At 35.5% G+C, this 16,907-nt stretch carries 19 protein-coding genes; 8 read left to right on the forward strand and 11 right to left on the reverse strand.

What is annotated here, in order from left to right:
• Positions 1-14 precede the first annotated feature (14 nt).
• The 7 genes from hisC to hisIE all read left to right on the forward strand — a co-directional run bounded on the left by hisC (position 15) and on the right by hisIE (position 5,793).
• Positions 15-1,061, forward strand: coding sequence for a histidinol-phosphate transaminase (hisC, locus tag B5X51_RS00725; RefSeq protein ID WP_079718952.1), 1,047 nt, complete (start codon positions 15-17; stop codon positions 1,059-1,061).
• A gap of 118 nt (positions 1,062-1,179) precedes the next feature.
• Positions 1,180-2,322: a bifunctional histidinol-phosphatase/imidazoleglycerol-phosphate dehydratase HisB gene (gene hisB, locus B5X51_RS00730; protein WP_079718953.1), complete on the forward strand. Its 1,143-nt coding sequence runs from the start codon at positions 1,180-1,182 to the stop codon at positions 2,320-2,322.
• A gap of 62 nt (positions 2,323-2,384) precedes the next feature.
• Positions 2,385-3,032 (forward strand): imidazole glycerol phosphate synthase subunit HisH, encoded by a 648-nt coding sequence (gene hisH, locus B5X51_RS00735; RefSeq protein ID WP_394331556.1) that lies wholly within the window; start codon positions 2,385-2,387, stop codon positions 3,030-3,032.
• A gap of 12 nt (positions 3,033-3,044) precedes the next feature.
• Complete coding sequence (locus B5X51_RS00740) at positions 3,045-3,410, forward strand: four helix bundle protein (protein ID WP_079718954.1); 366 nt, start codon at positions 3,045-3,047, stop codon at positions 3,408-3,410.
• Between the two features lie 49 nt (positions 3,411-3,459).
• Positions 3,460-4,197 carry a 1-(5-phosphoribosyl)-5-[(5-phosphoribosylamino)methylideneamino]imidazole-4-carboxamide isomerase gene (gene hisA / locus B5X51_RS00745; protein ID WP_079718955.1) on the forward strand — a complete coding sequence of 246 codons (738 nt, stop codon included), beginning with the start codon at positions 3,460-3,462 and terminating at the stop codon, positions 4,195-4,197.
• A 50-nt stretch (positions 4,198-4,247) separates the two neighbouring features.
• Positions 4,248-5,003, forward strand: coding sequence for an imidazole glycerol phosphate synthase subunit HisF (hisF, locus tag B5X51_RS00750; protein WP_079718956.1), 756 nt, complete (start codon positions 4,248-4,250; stop codon positions 5,001-5,003).
• Between the two features lie 172 nt (positions 5,004-5,175).
• Positions 5,176-5,793 carry a bifunctional phosphoribosyl-AMP cyclohydrolase/phosphoribosyl-ATP diphosphatase HisIE gene (gene hisIE / locus B5X51_RS00755; protein ID WP_079719651.1) on the forward strand — a complete coding sequence of 206 codons (618 nt, stop codon included), beginning with the start codon at positions 5,176-5,178 and terminating at the stop codon, positions 5,791-5,793.
• Between the two features lie 175 nt (positions 5,794-5,968).
• On the opposite strand, the gene B5X51_RS00760 is transcribed toward hisIE, so the two are convergent.
• The 5 genes from B5X51_RS00760 to B5X51_RS00780 form a co-directional block, all read right to left on the reverse strand.
• Positions 5,969-6,712 carry an NYN domain-containing protein gene (locus B5X51_RS00760; RefSeq protein WP_079718957.1) on the reverse strand — a complete coding sequence of 248 codons (744 nt, stop codon included), beginning with the start codon at positions 6,710-6,712 and terminating at the stop codon, positions 5,969-5,971.
• A 230-nt stretch (positions 6,713-6,942) separates the two neighbouring features.
• Positions 6,943-8,103 carry a baeRF7 domain-containing protein gene (locus B5X51_RS00765; protein WP_079718958.1) on the reverse strand — a complete coding sequence of 387 codons (1,161 nt, stop codon included), beginning with the start codon at positions 8,101-8,103 and terminating at the stop codon, positions 6,943-6,945.
• Positions 8,104-8,214: 111 nt separating this feature from the next.
• Entirely contained in the window at positions 8,215-9,087 is an 873-nt protein-coding gene (locus B5X51_RS00770) for a cation diffusion facilitator family transporter (protein WP_079718959.1), read from the reverse strand.
• A gap of 123 nt (positions 9,088-9,210) precedes the next feature.
• Entirely contained in the window at positions 9,211-10,041 is an 831-nt protein-coding gene (locus B5X51_RS00775; RefSeq protein ID WP_079718960.1) for a DUF1853 family protein, read from the reverse strand.
• Between the two features lie 11 nt (positions 10,042-10,052).
• Positions 10,053-11,129: an AI-2E family transporter gene (locus B5X51_RS00780; RefSeq protein WP_079718961.1), complete on the reverse strand. Its 1,077-nt coding sequence runs from the start codon at positions 11,127-11,129 to the stop codon at positions 10,053-10,055.
• A 379-nt stretch (positions 11,130-11,508) separates the two neighbouring features.
• On the opposite strand from B5X51_RS00780, the gene hemN reads away from it, so the two are divergent.
• Positions 11,509-12,864, forward strand: coding sequence for an oxygen-independent coproporphyrinogen III oxidase (gene hemN / locus B5X51_RS00785; protein ID WP_079718962.1), 1,356 nt, complete (start codon positions 11,509-11,511; stop codon positions 12,862-12,864).
• Between the two features lie 90 nt (positions 12,865-12,954).
• Here the strand turns inward: hemN and B5X51_RS16045 are convergent, their stop codons facing one another.
• The 6 genes from B5X51_RS16045 to B5X51_RS00810 all read right to left on the reverse strand — a co-directional run bounded on the left by B5X51_RS16045 (position 12,955) and on the right by B5X51_RS00810 (position 16,905).
• Positions 12,955-13,089, reverse strand: a complete 135-nt coding sequence (locus B5X51_RS16045; protein ID WP_262506394.1) for a hypothetical protein — start codon at positions 13,087-13,089, stop codon at positions 12,955-12,957.
• Between the two features lie 16 nt (positions 13,090-13,105).
• Positions 13,106-13,807 (reverse strand): sulfite exporter TauE/SafE family protein, encoded by a 702-nt coding sequence (locus B5X51_RS00790; RefSeq protein WP_079718963.1) that lies wholly within the window; start codon positions 13,805-13,807, stop codon positions 13,106-13,108.
• Positions 13,808-14,254 (reverse strand): FixH family protein, encoded by a 447-nt coding sequence (locus tag B5X51_RS00795; RefSeq protein WP_079718964.1) that lies wholly within the window; start codon positions 14,252-14,254, stop codon positions 13,808-13,810.
• A 73-nt stretch (positions 14,255-14,327) separates the two neighbouring features.
• Positions 14,328-15,743 (reverse strand): cytochrome c oxidase accessory protein CcoG, encoded by a 1,416-nt coding sequence (ccoG, locus tag B5X51_RS00800; RefSeq protein ID WP_079718965.1) that lies wholly within the window; start codon positions 15,741-15,743, stop codon positions 14,328-14,330.
• A gap of 95 nt (positions 15,744-15,838) precedes the next feature.
• Positions 15,839-16,720 carry a cbb3-type cytochrome c oxidase N-terminal domain-containing protein gene (locus tag B5X51_RS00805; protein WP_079718966.1) on the reverse strand — a complete coding sequence of 294 codons (882 nt, stop codon included), beginning with the start codon at positions 16,718-16,720 and terminating at the stop codon, positions 15,839-15,841.
• Positions 16,717-16,905, reverse strand: coding sequence for a cytochrome C oxidase subunit IV (locus tag B5X51_RS00810; protein ID WP_079718967.1), 189 nt, complete (start codon positions 16,903-16,905; stop codon positions 16,717-16,719). The genes B5X51_RS00805 and B5X51_RS00810 overlap by 4 nt, the downstream gene beginning before the upstream one ends.
• Positions 16,906-16,907: the final 2 nt, after the last annotated feature.

Consider the following 16,907-nt stretch of genomic DNA (forward strand, 5'->3'; position numbering starts at 1 on the left):
ATTTAATATTATAAATGAAAAACTTTAATATAAATAACCTGGTAAGGCCAAATGTGGCCGGTTTAAAACCTTATTCTTCGGCCAGGGACGAATACCAGTCTACGGGTTCTGAAATGGTTTTTCTGGATGCTAATGAAAATCCATTTCAGACCGATGTAAACCGTTATCCAGATCCTCAACAACGCAGCCTAAAGGCTGAATTGGCAAAAATTAAAAATGTTTCTACGGAACATATTTTATTGGGAAATGGGAGCGATGAAGTGCTGGATTTGATGTTTAGGGCATTTTGTGAACCGGCTAAGGATAATGTTATCACATTACCGCCTACTTATGGAATGTATAAGGTACTGGCTAATATCAATAATATTGAGAATAGTGAAGTTTTACTGAATTCAGATTTTGAACCTAATGTTGATAAAATTCTGAATTCGGTAGACCAAAATACAAAAATAATCTTTTTATGTTCCCCGAATAATCCCACCGGAAACTCATTTTCAGCAGAAAAGATTATCCATATTCTGGAAAATTTCAACGGATTAGTGATTATTGATGAGGCCTATATTGATTTTTCTTCAGAAGAAAGCTGGCTAATTAAGCTGGAGCAATATCAAAATTTAATAGTGACCCAAACGCTTTCAAAGGCATTTGGAATGGCAGGAATTAGGTTGGGGATTTGCTATGCTTCCGTAGAAATTATTGAGATTTTAAACAAAATAAAACCTCCCTATAATGTAAACGAATTAACTCAGCTAAGAGCTTTAGATCGTGTACTGAATAAGGGGAAAGTGGATTCGGAAATATCTGATTTACTGAAGGAAAGAGCTCTTTTAAGTGAAGCATTAGTTGAAGTGAATTTTATTGAAAAAATATATCCTTCTGACGCTAATTTTATATTGGTAAAAGTAGATGACGCTAATAAACGTTATGAGCAACTACTAGAAAAAGGCATAGTAATTAGAAACCGAACTACACAACCGCTTTGTGAAAATACCTTAAGGTTTACGGTGGGGACTGGAGAGGAGAATGAGAAATTACTTGAGGCATTGAAAAATATAGATTAAACGTAAGCGTCATCCTGAACTTGTTTCAGGATCTAAGTTGTTAGCATAAAAAACATGTTATAAGCTGAAACAAGTTCAGCTTGACGTGGTGGTTAGACCATCGTAGAAAAAATAGATTATGAAAAAAGTATTATTTATAGATCGTGATGGGACTTTAATTCACGAGCCTGAAGATTACCAGGTAGACCGTATCGAAAAGCTGGAATTTTATCCGGAAGCTTTATATTATTTAAAGAAAATTGCCAAAGAACTGGATTTTGAATTGGTTATGGTAACCAATCAGGATGGTTTGGGAACAGAAGTTTATCCTGAAAAGGACTTTTGGCCTATTCAAAATTTTATTCTTCAAACATTCAAAAATGAAGGAGTGGAATTCAAGGAAGTATTGATGGACCGTACTTTTGCAAAAGACAATTCTCCCACAAGGAAACCTAATACAGGACTTTTAGAGGATAAGTATTTGAATAACGAAAAAGAATATGACCTGAAGAATTCTTTTATGGTGGGTGACCGACTTACAGATATTGAATTTGCTTATAATTTTGGCGGAAAAGGGATTTTTATAGATACCCACGAAGATCTGGCAACCGATGAAGTAAAGAACGATCAGGCGAAAGTCAAAGAAACTATTGCGTTAAAAACCGATAGTTGGAAAGATATCTATGAATTTTTAAAGCTGAATGATAGAACAGCTGAAATTTCAAGAAAAACCAATGAAACCGATATCTTTATTCAGCTAAATTTAGATGGTACCGGAACATCTGATATTAGTACCGGGATTGCATTTTTTGATCATATGTTAGATCAGATAGCACGCCACGGCCAAATGGATCTTAGGGTTCAGGTAAAGGGCGATTTAGAGGTTGATGAGCACCACACCATAGAAGATACCGCGATTGCCCTGGGAGAAGTTTTTAGCAAAGCTTTGGGTAATAAACTTGGTATAGAACGCTACGGATTTTGCTTGCCTATGGACGATTGCCTGGCGCAGGTGGCCATAGATTTTGGCGGAAGAAACTGGATAGTTTGGGAAACCGAATTTAAGCGGGAAATGGTGGGTAAAATGCCTACTGAAATGTTTTATCATTTCTTTAAATCTTTTACCGATGGGGCCAAAGCCAATCTAAATGTAAAAGCAGAAGGCCAAAACGAGCATCATAAAATTGAAGCGATATTTAAAGCTTTTGCTAAAGCGATTAAAGTGGCGGTAAAACGTGATGCTGAAAAAATGATACTTCCATCAACTAAAGGAATGTTATAAGCCCCCTAACCCCCAAAGAGGGAATGAAGGGGGAATATGAAAACAATTAATTCTATTACGATTTGAAAAATTCAGATGAAAGCATTAAAAAGTCCTCCCCCTTCGGGGGAGTTAGAGGGGGCGTGGTAATAATAGATTACGGAGCCGGGAATATTCAAAGTATAAAATTTGCCATAAAAAGACTTGGATATGAGGCTATTTTAAGCAGTGATGCTGAAGAAATTAAAGCAGCAGATAGGGTGATTTTCCCTGGAGTGGGGGAGGCCAGTAGCGCAATGAAAATGCTAAAATCTACAGGTTTAGATAAAGTGATTCCAACTTTAAAACAGCCGGTTTTAGGAATTTGCCTTGGAATGCAGTTAATGTGTACTTATTGCGAAGAAGGAGATACAAATGGGCTCGGGATTTTTCACGCCAACGTAGTGAAATTCGATAATAAATTAAAAGTTCCACAAATTGGTTGGAATAAAATTTATGACCTAAAATCAGCGTTGTTTACCGGAATTTCAGAAGGAGAATTCGTGTATTTGGTACATAGTTTTTACGTTAAGGAATGTGCAGAAACCATTGCCTCTACTGAATATGGAGTGGAATACACTTCGGCTATTCAAAAAGATAATTTTTATGGGGTACAATTTCACCCAGAAAAGAGCAGCAATGCAGGGGAGAAAATTCTGGAGAATTTTTTGAAGTTAGAAGTACGAAATTAAAAGTACGAAGTGATGAACAATTTAAAAAACAGAACAAAACAGTTCGCATTAGATTGCTGGTTCTTCTGTAAAGAAATACCTTATTCCAGGGAGTATAATGCTTTTGCCAATCAACTTATCCGTTGTTCGAGTTCTGTAGGAGCAAATTATAGAGCTTCTCAACGTGCGAAATCTACTGCTGATTTTATAAATAAGCTTAAAATTGTTGAAGAAGAAGCAGATGAGAGTATGTATTTTCTTGAATTATTTATGGAAATCATGAAAGATAAAGACATTAGAACAGCTCAAAACTTACACCGTGAAGCGGAAGAGATTTTGGCCATTACAGTAGCATCAATAAATACAGCAAGACGAAAACAACAAAACAAGAAAACATAATTTTAATTTTTAATACTTCGTATTTCAAACTTCTAACTTCGTACTTTAAATGAGAATAATTCCCGCTATAGATATAATTGAAGGCAAATGTGTTCGCCTTTCTAAAGGTGATTATAATACCAAGAAAATTTATAATGAAAACCCGCTAGAAGTAGCTAAAAATTTTGAGGCGCACGGGATTCAATATTTACATTTGGTAGATTTGGATGGTGCAAAATCAAAAAATATTGTAAACCATAAAATCCTGGAAGAGATCGTTTCAAAAACCACTTTAAAAGTTGATTTTGGTGGCGGATTGAAAACCGATAAAGATCTGCAAATTGCTTTTGAATGTGGAGCACATCAAATTACCGGTGGAAGTATTGCCGTTAAAGCTCCGGAAATTTTCAAATCCTGGATTCAGAAATTTGGTTCAGAAAAAATAATCCTGGGAGCCGATGCCAATAACGAAAAAATAGCGGTTAGCGGCTGGCAGGAAGAATCTAATAAAGAACTGATTCCTTTTATTCAGGAATACCAGGAAGAAGGCATAAACTATGTAATTTGCACCGATATTTCTAAAGATGGAATGTTGGAAGGCCCTTCCTTTGAACTTTACCGCAGAATTCTGGAAGAAACTTCTTCAGACGATAAAAAACTAAAACTTATAGCTTCCGGAGGAATCTCTACCTTTAGCGAATTACCGGAACTGGCTGAACTTGGTTGCGAAGGCACTATAATTGGGAAAGCGATTTATGAAGGCCGTATCCAAATGAGAGAATTAGAGAAATTTATAATTGCCCCCTAGCCCCCAAAAGGGGGAATAAAAAAGTATTTATTTAATACAAAATCTTTAAAATGCTTACAAAACGAATTATACCCTGCCTGGATATTAAAGACGGAAGAACCGTTAAGGGCGTAAATTTTATAGATTTACGCGATGCCGGTGATCCTGTGGAACTGGCAGAGATCTACGCAAAATCAGGTGCAGATGAATTGGTTTTTCTTGATATTTCGGCTACGGAAGAGAAACGAAAAACCCTGGCAAATTTAGTGAGACGGGTTGCCGAAAAAGTAAATATTCCGTTTACAGTTGGTGGTGGAATATCATCAGTAGAAGACGTAGATATTTTACTTCAAAATGGTGCCGATAAAGTTTCAATAAACTCTTCAGCATTCAAAAACCCTGACCTAATTAACGAGCTTGCTGCTAAATTTGGGAGCCAATGTATAACCGTGGCAATTGACGCCAAACAAGTGAACGGAGAGTGGCTTGTGCATTTGGTTGGAGGAAAAGTACCTACTGATATCAATTTATTTCAATGGGCTAAAGAGGTTGAAGAGCGTGGTGCGGGGGAGATTTTATTTACTTCTATGAATAACGATGGAACCAAAGAAGGCTTTGCCAATAAAGCCCTTGCAGTTTTATCTTCAGAATTAAATATTCCAATAATCGCTTCAGGTGGTGCTGGAAATATGCAGCATTTTTGCGATACTTTTATAGAAGGAAAAGCTGATGCGGCACTTGCAGCCAGTGTTTTTCATTTTAAAGAAATCGAGATTAAAGATTTAAAAGAAGAACTCCGTAGAAATGGAGTGGAAGTTAGGCTTTAAGACTGAAGAAAAGAGAAAAAAGAGAATAGAAGATAGAATAGAGAAACAAGCTTTTCGTCAAGCTGAACTTGTTTCAGCTTCTAACTCGTTTGAAATAATTATTAGATCCCTGATAAAAATCGGGGCAGGCACTGAAAATAAATTCAGGATGACATTTATAAAGAAAATAAATATGAATATCGATTTTAATAAAAATACCGACGGACTTGTACCAGCGATTATACAGGATGCATCAACTAAAAATGTATTGATGCTGGGATATATGAATGAGGAAGCATTTTTGAAAACCAATGAAACCAAGAAAGTTACTTTTTTTAGCAGAACCAAAAACCGCTTATGGACCAAAGGTGAAGAAAGTGGAAATTATTTGCATTTGGTAAACATTAAAAATGATTGCGATAATGATACCTTACTCATTTCTGTTAATCCTGAAGGTCCTACCTGCCACAAAGGAACAGACACTTGCTGGGCAGAGGATAATGAGCCTAATTTCGGATTTCTTTCTCAACTGGAGGGAATAATCGCCAAACGAAAAAGGATGAGCGAGGTTGAGCCTGAATTGCGAGAAGATAAGAATTCTTATGTGGTTTCGCTTTTTGATGCCGGAATGAATAAGATAGCTCAGAAAGTTGGTGAGGAAGCTGTTGAAACAGTAATTGAAGCCAAAGATGACAATGAGGACTTGTTCTTAAACGAAAGCGCCGATTTACTTTTTCATTACCTGATATTGCTAAAAGCAAAGGGATATTCTTTAAAAGATATCGCCGAAGTTTTAGAAAAAAGGCATTAGATTTTAGCTCTTAACAAGCATAAAATTAATGAGGCTATTTGAAAATTCTATTTTCGTCAAGCTGAATTTATTTCAGCTTCAAATATGTTTTTAACTATCAGTATATTAGATCCTGAAATAAATTCAGGATGACGGTTTTAAAACCTTTTCAGACAGCCTCATTTTATCTTTTCAACTAGTCTTTATTTTTAACGTATATAAGCTTAAACTTGCTATTTTGGTTCGTACGTGATTCAATTTCAAATTTGTCTATTGAGTGAATCATTGGAGTTAATTTCTGAAATCCGTAATTACGAGCATCAAAATTAGGTTGTTTTTTCTGAAGTAAACTTCCTACGTCTCCCAGGAATGCCCAGCCATCTTCATCTGCAACGTCTGAAATAGTTTGTGAAATAAGGCGAACAACTTTTGGGGTAATTTTATCAACGTTTTTCTTTTTGGAGGTTTTTCCGCCCTTCCCGTTGGTTTGATCGCTATCCTCTTTATCTGTATTCTTTAAAATTTCAATGTAAATAAACCGGTCACAAGCTACAATAAATGGCTCTGGGGTTTTCTTTTCACCAATACCAATAACATTTTTTCCTGCTTCACGTAGCCTTGTTGCCAATCTGGTAAAATCACTATCACTTGAAACCAGGCAAAATCCATCTACTTTATCTGAATATAAAATATCCATCGCATCAATGATCATGGCCGAATCTGTTGCATTTTTTCCCTGGGTGTATCCATATTGCTGAATGGGATTAATAGCGTTTTCCAGCAATACATTTTTCCATTTTACCAAATGAGGTTTTGTCCAGTCGCCATAAATTCTTTTAATAGTTGGATTGCCATATTTAGCAATCTCTTCCATCATTTCTTTAATATATGCCGATGGGATATTATCGCCATCAATTAGTACCGCTAGGTTGGTTTCCATAGAATCTGTTATTTAAAGTAAACTACTCCAGAGCAAGCTCATGAAGCATTATTATTATTGGAAAATATAATTTGATTTCGAGGCAAGCCTCGGAGCATTTAATCTCGATTATCGAGTAAAGATACTTTTTTTGCATAAAAAAGACGGCTTACGAACCGTCTTTTCCTTTTTTGATATTTCACTTAGTTTCCCTTATAATCGACACTAAAATTCACTAAATAAGTTGTTCCCTAGTTAAAGCGATAAAGTGCATTCATTTTTGACTTTTTATCTGGCATTTGTGCTTCGGGAATAAGAAACACTTTTCCTCCTTGTTTTAAGACTTCTTTTGCCGCCCAATTCATTAACGAATAATTGCTGTTTTGCTGATTATCGTGAATGGTTACATTCATATTATCTTTATTATAAGTTCCCCAAATTTCACTTCGGTTTTCCAAAAATAGTGTGTCTACTTTTCCCTGTTGGACTGCAGGAAGAATATCGGTTACTGAAGCACCGGTATTATCGGTATTATTCAGTTCATTAAATTTCTTCGTTTTTTCTCTTTTCGTCTTTTCCATTTCAGGTTCTAAGACTTGCAGTGCTTTTTCGTGCAAACCAAATATATCGGTATCTGACGGGTTTCCCGGAATCACTTTTTTAATTAAATGATTATAAGTATTTACTTTTTCATAAATAGGGAATAAATAATCTTGTGTAGCAATTACCAAAGGTACCTTTTCATCGTGTAGTACCGTATCCAGTCCCTTATCTATAGCTCTAAAGTATTTCAAGATTTCTTCTTTTCTAACTTCATCACTGGCGCCACCGTGACCGTGGAAAATGGTATTTTCCCCGCCGGAATTTTGCGTTTTAAAATCCAGATGTTTTTGTTTATAGTCAAAGCCTACTCGTTCTTCTAGTTGGGAAGGAATCAGATCATCTACTTCAACTTTTCCTATACTATAGCTTGTAGCTTCATAAAGCGTTACGTCTTCTAGCTGAAGCGCCAGCAAATAAAAACGGCTGTCTTTATTAAACATAGGTACTAGCGGTTTAATATAAAACTCTTCGGAAATGTACGTATGCGCCTCAAAATTTACCGGAAGTGTATATTTTTCAAAGAAATCTTCTGCCGCAAAAATTGCGAGTCCGTCGCTTTGGTGTCGCCAAAAAGATTTATCATTGACTAAAGCTTCAATAGGTTTTTCTATTTTCGCAATTTTTTCTTCTGAGACACCTTTTTCTTTAAGCTGGGTTCCAACTTCTTTCCAAAGAGATTTTAGATGTGTTTTATTCTTTTCCTCTAAGACTTCCTTCCCGGCACGTTGGGTAGGAATAAATATAGAAACACAGGTTTTATCCTGTACATTCATTAATTTTTCCAAATCCTTTTCATTTATCAAACTCATAATTTCATTGTTTTGGTTAATTCACTAATTAATATAAGTTGATTTTACTGGATTCCAATGAGGTTTAGCAGGGCTTTAACGCTAAAACTTTCTTAAGAGGCTAAACTAAATTTACACGTTGGGTTCTACGTGAATAAGAACGTCAAAGATTTCTGGAAAGTGGGCAAGAAGTTCATTCTTTACATGATGCGCAATATCGTGTCCCTCTTTAACGCTAATTTCGGCATTAACAATAATATGAAGATCTACGTGATAGATCATTCCGGTTTTGCGAACATAACATTTTTCTGTATCCAAAACTCCGGGAACATTAAAACTAACTTTACGAATATCGGCAATCATATCATCATACATATGCTCGTCCATTACTTCACCTAAAGCAGGCCGTAGAATGAGGTAGGCATTATAAATAATAAACCCCGAAGCAAATAGTGCAGCCCAATCGTCTGCGGTTTCATAGCCCTTTCCCATAAAAAGAGCGATAGAGATTCCTATAAAAGCCATTAAGGAAGTAATAGCATCGCTGCGGTGATGCCATGCATCAGCCTTCAATGAAGTACTGTTGGTTTCATTACCTTTTTTAGAAACTTTTCTATAAAAATATTCTTTAATGATAACAATCGCTCCAAGTACAATAAGGGTGTAAGGTTCCGGAACTTTATGTGGAGTTTGTATATGCTGAATACTCTCATAAGCAATTACGGTTGCTGAAACCACTAAAAATCCCACTACCGCAAAGGTCATAAGCGGTTCGGCTTTTCCGTGACCGTAAGGATGATTTTCATCTGGTGGTCTACTGGAATATTTGAGCCCCAGTAAAACAAGGAACGATGAGAAAACATCAGTTGTAGATTCTATAGCATCAGCGATAAGCGCATAAGAATTCCCGAATATTCCGGTTACAAATTTTGCGATTGCTAACAAGGCATTTCCAAAAATGCTAAGCCAGGAGGCTTTTATCGCTTCACTTGTGTTTTGGTCCATTGGAAAAAGTGTGGTTTATTGGACAGCAAATTTAAAGGGAATAATACACTTTTACTCCATAATCGAGATTTAAATAATCTAGATAGTTGCTTGCATTTAGCCGGTAATTTTAAACCATATTTATTACCACCAAACTACAAATAAACGTTCATAAGTATTCCCAGGTTTTTTTATCCATATTAATGGCGCTTTTTTGCTTTCAAACAACATCTCTATTTGATCAATTATTTCTAAATGGCTAAACCAGGTTTCGCCGTACTTTGGTAGTATGGGCCAATCTTGTTTTTTGGGTGCATAATATTCAAAATTCTTGTAACTGGAGATTTTAAAGTCTTTAAAATGAAGCCAGCTACCGGCTATACAATCATTGTTTATTTCTGAATACTCTTGATCCTGAAGTTCTCTGGGAACAAATAGATTTGCCTTAAAACAGGTTTGTTGAAGAGTTTCTTTTGCATTTAAATTTAGGGATTTTAGGAGACCTTTTGTTTCAGGCTTAAAAAGTAGCGGAAACTGTTTTTTCTTTAATTTTTCAGTTTTTTGTAATAGACTGTCTTTTCTGTTTGGCCCAATCCAACGCTGTGTTTCCTTAGAAAAAGATGGATCGTAAACGTAGAATTTGTAAACCATTTCTACGTGATACACTTGTTTTTTTATAAGATCTTTTAGTAAAAAATCAAGTTCACCAAGTGTAATTTTATCCCGACTAACCTGCTTATTTTCTGCCAGCAATTTGTAGTCTTGATTTTGCCGAATAATCCATTCAAAAAATCGTTCTACACGCTTGCCCATTACAAAATTAGAGGAAAGGGAAGGTAGGTCTTCTGCTATAGGTTTTTGTAAAGGATTAATTATTTCTGATAGTTCAAATTGTTGAATTCCCTGAAAATCTTTCTTCCATAGTGGAGGCGTGTTTATAAATCCTTCAAATTGATTTGCTATACGGTTTTGCATTTTTAAAGTGGTTAATCCTCACTTGAGTTATCTGTGCTTAATAGATATCCAAAGGCCTTTAAAGACGGAATATGATTAAAGATTACATTTATAATACCTAACACAGGAATAGCCAAAATCATACCCATAATACCCCAGATCATGTTTCCCAGAATAATGGCAAGGATTACAAAGAATGGATGAATATCTACCTTATCTCCCACAATAAAAGGTTCTAAAACATAACTTTCAATGAATTGTACTATGGTAAAAGTTAGAATAACTCCAATTAAAATACTGGTTTCACCCTGGGTGAGATAGCCAAAAATTAAAGCAAGTCCCATTCCTATAATATTTCCTATGAAGGGAATTAAGGTTAAGAAAGCGGCAATTACTGCGATTAAAATAAAATTATTCACGCCAGAAATACCCAAACCAATGCTATACAGAATAGAAAGAATAACAATTAAGATTAGTTTTCCTCTTAAATAAAATTGGGCTACCCGCGCTGTTTCATTGATAATTTGTTTTACTTCCTGTTTGCGCTGATTTGAAAATAACTTTAGAATAAAAGTTTTAAAACGCTTTCTATAATTGAGTAGAAAAAATATATAAATGAATGTGAGTAAATAATTACTGATAAAACTGGTTACCGAATTAATAAAATTGAAAGCTTTTTCTCCTGAATTTCCGCTGGAAGTTATCAGCCTTTGGATATTATTATTATTATTATTTTTATAATTCTCAAGGTCTTTACTGCTTAAGGCCGTATGCTCATAAGCATAGCTTTGTAACTGCTCTATTTTTGGCGCCATTGTTTCTTTTATTTTATCCCAATCGTCTACAAAGCTTTTAATTTGAAATGAGAGCAGTACAAAAACCCCAATTGAAAACAGAAATAATAAGATAGTACTTAAAAGGGAAGAAAAAGTGCGATTAAGCTTATGCTCAATTAAATTACCTAATGGAATTAGTAATAGTGCTAGAATTATTGCTGTTACCAGGGGAGCTAAAAAACCCTTTGCCTCTGCTAAACCCAGGAAAAGGAAATAAGCACCTACTAAAAGTATAACTAAAGGAAAAAGCAAAGTCTTTTGTGCTTTATTCATTGGTTAGTTTGTTGGTTAGAATCATTGAAGATAGAAAAAGTTCTCCAATCATTAAATTAAGTATAGCAATTCACGATAAATCTTAGAGTGAATCCGGACGAAGTATTAGCATCTGTTCTTAGTTTTTATTGGCACCGCCAAAGGGTATAATACCCCGAGGCTTGCCTCCAAATTATTTTTTTTCACGAATGCCTCGTGGGCTTACCCCGAGATAGTTTACGTTTATATAACAAGAGCCTAAACATTTGGTACCTCATATCTTAATAAGAAGAGATACTTCCTCTGGAAATTACAACTTAAACAAGATTCTTAAGAACCTGATCTTCCTCATATTATTTTGAAATAAACTGAAATATTTTTGTAGAAATTCAGACCTTATATGTCATTAAATCTAATAAGTAAATATAATGTGCCGGGACCAAGGTATACAAGTTACCCAACCGTGCCTTACTGGGAAGAAGATAGCTTTTCTTTGACTGCCTGGAAGGAAAGTTTAAAGCGCAGTTTTAGTGAAAATAAAGAAATAAGTCTTTATATTCATTTGCCTTTTTGTGAGAGTCTATGTACTTTTTGTGGATGCAATAAGCGAATTACAAAAAAACATGAAGTAGAGTCTCCATACATAGAAACCCTGTTGCGGGAATGGGAGCTTTACCTGGAAATTCTTGGCGAAAAGCCGACCATTAGGGAATTGCATCTTGGTGGGGGAACACCCACTTTTTTTGCTCCAGAAAATCTTAAATTTTTACTGAATATGCTATTCCGAAAAGCCAATCGGGATTGTGATACGGAATTAAGTTTTGAAGGCCATCCTAACAATACTACTAAAGCCCATTTAAAAATGTTTGCAGAATTGGGCTTTAAACGTGTAAGCTATGGCGTGCAGGATTATAGCGAAAAAGTGCAAAAAGCAATTCATAGAATTCAGCCTTTTGAAAATGTAAAAAGCGCTACAGAAGAATCCCGGGAAGCCGGTTTCACCTCTGTGGGGCATGATATTATCTTTGGTTTACCATTTCAAACTAAAAATGATATCATTGAAACTATAGAAAAAACAAAACTATTAATGCCAGATCGTATTGCTTTTTACAGCTATGCACACGTACCCTGGATAAAAGGAAACGGCCAGCGTGGCTTTAAAGATTCAGATCTTCCTGCTGGTGATGAAAAGCGGGAAATGTATGAAGTAGGAAAGCAAATGCTGGAAGCCGCCGGTTATGTAGAAATTGGAATGGATCACTTTGCCCTTAAAACCGATTCTTTATACAAAGCTTTAGAAGAAAAGAAATTGCATAGAAACTTTATGGGATATACTACATCTTCGGGTGCTTCTATGATTGGTTTAGGGGTTTCTGCCATAAGTGATAGCTGGTATGGTTTTGCCCAGAATGAAAAATCTGTAGAAGCTTACCAAGATCTTATTTCCGACGGAATTATTCCTGTTTTTCGTGGTCATATTTTAAATGAAAAAGACCTGATTATACGAAAACACATTCTTAATTTAATGTGCCATTTGGAAACCAACTGGGCAGCTAAAGAAGATTATTTCAGGGAATTACCAGAGGTACTTGTCAAGCTTCAGGAAATGGAGGCAGACGGACTTGTAAGCTTCTCTGACACCGGATTAACGATTCCAGAAAAAGGAAGACCTTTTGTGCGTAATATATGTATGGCTTTTGATTTAAAAATGCAGGCGAAGAAGCCAAACACTCAACTTTTTTCAATGACGGTTTAATTTAAGTGTTAAAACCGAAGTAAAAAGTCCGTGGGGAAAATTTCCAAACGGACTTTTTTATTTTTTGCTTTTAAGATAAAAGCAGAAACTTTAGTCTTTATCCTTTCCGCTGTTTATCATATTTAAAACGATAAGCACCAGGCCGACGCAAACAACGCCGAAAATAGCAATAAGAAAACTTCCCATTTCCCAATTTACCAACGCAATTGTATTTAATAATTTCATAATAAGTGTTTTTTGGTTAGTGACAACTTTGTGTTGCAGTAATTTCTGGAGTTATTTCCATAGGGGAGAGGTATGGGATTCCAAGCCCCATTCCTCTAAGTATAAATAGTAGTCCCATAATAATCACAAAAACAGGAACTGCTTTTCTAATTTTAGACCTTATATTAAGATTTATAAAATTCCCTAAATAGATTGCTGTTGTCATTAAAGGGATGGTCCCAAGTCCAAAAATCGCCATATATAAGCTGCCTTCAAGGGCTGTACCCGAAGCTATGGCTCCAAAGACTGCCATATAAACAAGCCCACAGGGTAAAAATCCATTTAAAAAACCTATGGTATAAAAAGTATCGGGTGATTTTCTTTTCAATTGCTTACCAAGATTACTCTTCACTTTTGAAACAATTTTAAAAATAGGTTTTGAACCGTTGTACTTACTGAATTTTTTATACGGAAGCAGAATTACCAAAATCATTAAAGCTCCCACCAGTATAGATAGTTGTTGCTGAAGCCCAAAGAGACTAAAACTTTTACCGAGCAGCCCAAATAAAAGTCCGATGATGGCATAAGAGCTTAATCTCCCAAAATGATAAAGTGAGATCTGCCCTAGTTTTCTAATATTATTTTTGTGATCTACCGGCAATAAAAATGCTATAGGACCACACATTCCCACACAATGAAAACTTCCAAGCAGTCCAAATATTAATGCCGAAATCAACATTTAATAAACAATTTCGTTTTTATACAAATAAGGTGTTTCTTCGTATTCCCAGTGAATATTGATATTCCATCTACCATCTACTAACTTTTCGTCTTTAATAAATATCTTATGAGAGGTTAGCTCTAACGGAATATTAAAGTCTAAGTTTTCATTGGAAGGACGATAAAAATTAAGATTTCCTGAAATTTTAGCAAGCTCAAGGTTTTTCGGGAATTCTATTACCCAACCGTCTTTTACCCTTCTATCTGTAATATTTTCTTCCAACGAAAAAGCATTGGTTTCCGCATTAATTTCCTCTTGATAATGTAATTCCTTCTTGTAATATTCTTCAGTAACCAAATCGTGATTAAACTTTTTATCGGTAAGCATATTTATCACCAAAAACATAATGAAGCTAATAAAAAGCAACATTCCAATTACAATTCCTGTTCCCCAGTTTATTTTCATAGCTATCTTCTTTTACCCAAAATTGGGATAATTAAATTTATAATTAGGTGTTAGCGTCCAGGTTAATGCTAGGTTAGTTAAAACTACGAGGCCCCATAAAAATAGTGCTCGTAGTTTCTATTAAACGATCGCCACTATAAATACCAATCTTTAGTTTTTCTTTGTCATCTTCCAACGCAGCAGTATGTATTTCTATAAACAGTGTACCTTCAGATAATTCCTGTCCCGGCACCATAATATTTGATTGTTTAACCGGTTTTATTTCTCCCTGGTGGGATAACAGCCTAAATTCAATATTTTCAAAATCTGCTGTAGTTTTATTTACCAGTTTATAGGTAAAAACATTACTAATAATATTATCGGCTTTCTTTTCGTATAATTGCCCGGGTAATCTTAGAATTCTTGCTTCTACTTCACTCCTTATAAATAGCATTCCTACCAACACAGCGGTTAGAATTCCTAAAACAATACTATAGCCTTTTAGCCTTGGAGTAAACTTGAATTTTGCTTTCTTTTCTATATTTTCCTCGCTGGCATAACGAATTAAGCCCTTTGGGAGGTCTACGGCCTCCATCATATCATCACAGGCGTCTATACAGGCGGTACAGTTTATGCATTCCAGTTGTGTACCATTTCTAATATCTATTCCTGTTGGGCAAACATGTACACATTGAAAACAGTCTATACAATCACCTTTTCCAGTTGCTGCTCTATCTTCGTTCTTTTTAAACTTTGCTCTTCCTTTTTCTTTTTCCCCACGTTTATGATCATAGGCAACAACTATAGATTTATTATCCAATAGTACACCTTGCAGCCTTCCATACGGGCAGGCAATGACACAAACCTGTTCTCTAAACCAGGCGAATACAAAATAAAAGACCGCTGTAAATATCAACAATGAGATAAAGGTACTCAAGTGGTTAAGGGGGCCATCGGTTACATATTGTATAAGACGATCACTACCCATTAAATAGGCTAGAAAAACATTTGCGATTAGAAACGAAATGATAAAGAATATGAACCATTTCAGGGAACGTTTCCTTATTTTTTCAGCATCCCATTTCTGTTTTTCTAAACGTATTTGTTTTCCACGATCTCCTTCAATCCAGTATTCAATTCGGCGGAAGACCATTTCCATAAAAATGGTTTGTGGACAAAGCCAACCGCAAAAAATCCTTCCAAAGGCTACGGTAAAAAGAATGATAAAAACCACCCCAATTACCATCATAATCACAAAAATATGAAAGTCTTGTGGCCAGAAAGGAAAACCAAAAATATTAAAACGCCTTTCCAGAATATTGAACATCATAAACTGGTTGCCGTTTATTTTTACAAATGGAGCGGCAAAAAGTAAAATGAGCAATACATAACTTACGTATTTTCTATACTCGTAAAATTTCCCTGAAGGTTTCTTAGGAAAAACCCATAGTCTTTTACCCTCGTCGTCTGCCGTGGCTATTTTATCCCTGAATTTTTCCTTATTTTCCAAAACCTTCTTTTTTTACTCGATATTTAATACTCCGAGGTTTGCCTCGAAACCTAAAAATTTTTCTTTCAATGTCTCGTGGCCTTTCGCCAGGTAATTTATTCTGTTTCGGCTACCCAAACTTCACCTTCTGGTGCTTTAGGATCTGCAGGATTGGTTCCTTCAAGGCTTATCACATAACTAGACACTTGAGCAATTTCCTGGGCACTTAATTCAGATTTCCAGGCAACCATTCCTTTTCCATCACGACCTCCTTCAGATACTGTTTGGAAAACATTGCCTATTCCACCTCCAAGAATCCAGTGATCATCGGTAAGGTTAGGGCCAATACTTCCACCACCATCTGCGCGGTGACAAGCCATACAGCTGGTCATAAATATTTGCTCTCCAGCTTCAAGATCTGAAGCTTCGGTTAATAGTTCTACAGAAGAAGCATCTATAAGATCTGGATTCGCTTTTTTATAAGCTTCAATCTCCTCTTTCGCAATAGCAACTTCAGCAAGATATTCTTCTGTTTGCGTTTCTCCATCAAAAATGTGGTAGTAACCCATATAGACGAAAGCAAAGATAATACTGATGTAAAAACCATATAACCACCATGCAGGAAGGTCGTTATCCAACTCCTTAATTCCATCATAATTATGATCCAAAAGAATTTCTTCTTCCTTTTCTATAGGTTTCTGGTTCAGCATCTTTCTATACCACTGCTTTATCCCTGAAAATTGTTTTTCTGAATCTTCAGCTTTAAGCTTAGTGTAGCGTTCTTGTGCGTCTGGTTTTAAACTTCGAAAAACCATATTTTCTAAAGCCGAAATGGAAACTTCTATAGCAATTGCGATAACCAGTACCACTGCAAGAATGCCCCAAATAACCGGATATTGCTCAATTGCCCACCCACTTTCTGTTTCTATGGTTAATTCTATTAAAACCAAGGCAAGGATTAGAAACCCTGCTATTCTCAAATATGATGTCGTTTTCATAATTCCTGATTTTCCTGGTTAGTATCTAAGGGTAATTTGCTTACTTCTTCTATATCTTTCTTTTTTGCGGTAATTACCCACAGAAAAAGCACTACAAAAAAGATGAAGAATATGAGTAAGGAAATTAGCGGGTAGATCATCACCCCGTCTATGCTTTCCATATGTCCTTTTACGAATTTAAACATGC

It is taken from the genome of Salegentibacter holothuriorum (assembly GCF_900168045.1).
Lineage (GTDB): Bacteria > Bacteroidota > Bacteroidia > Flavobacteriales > Flavobacteriaceae > Salegentibacter > Salegentibacter holothuriorum.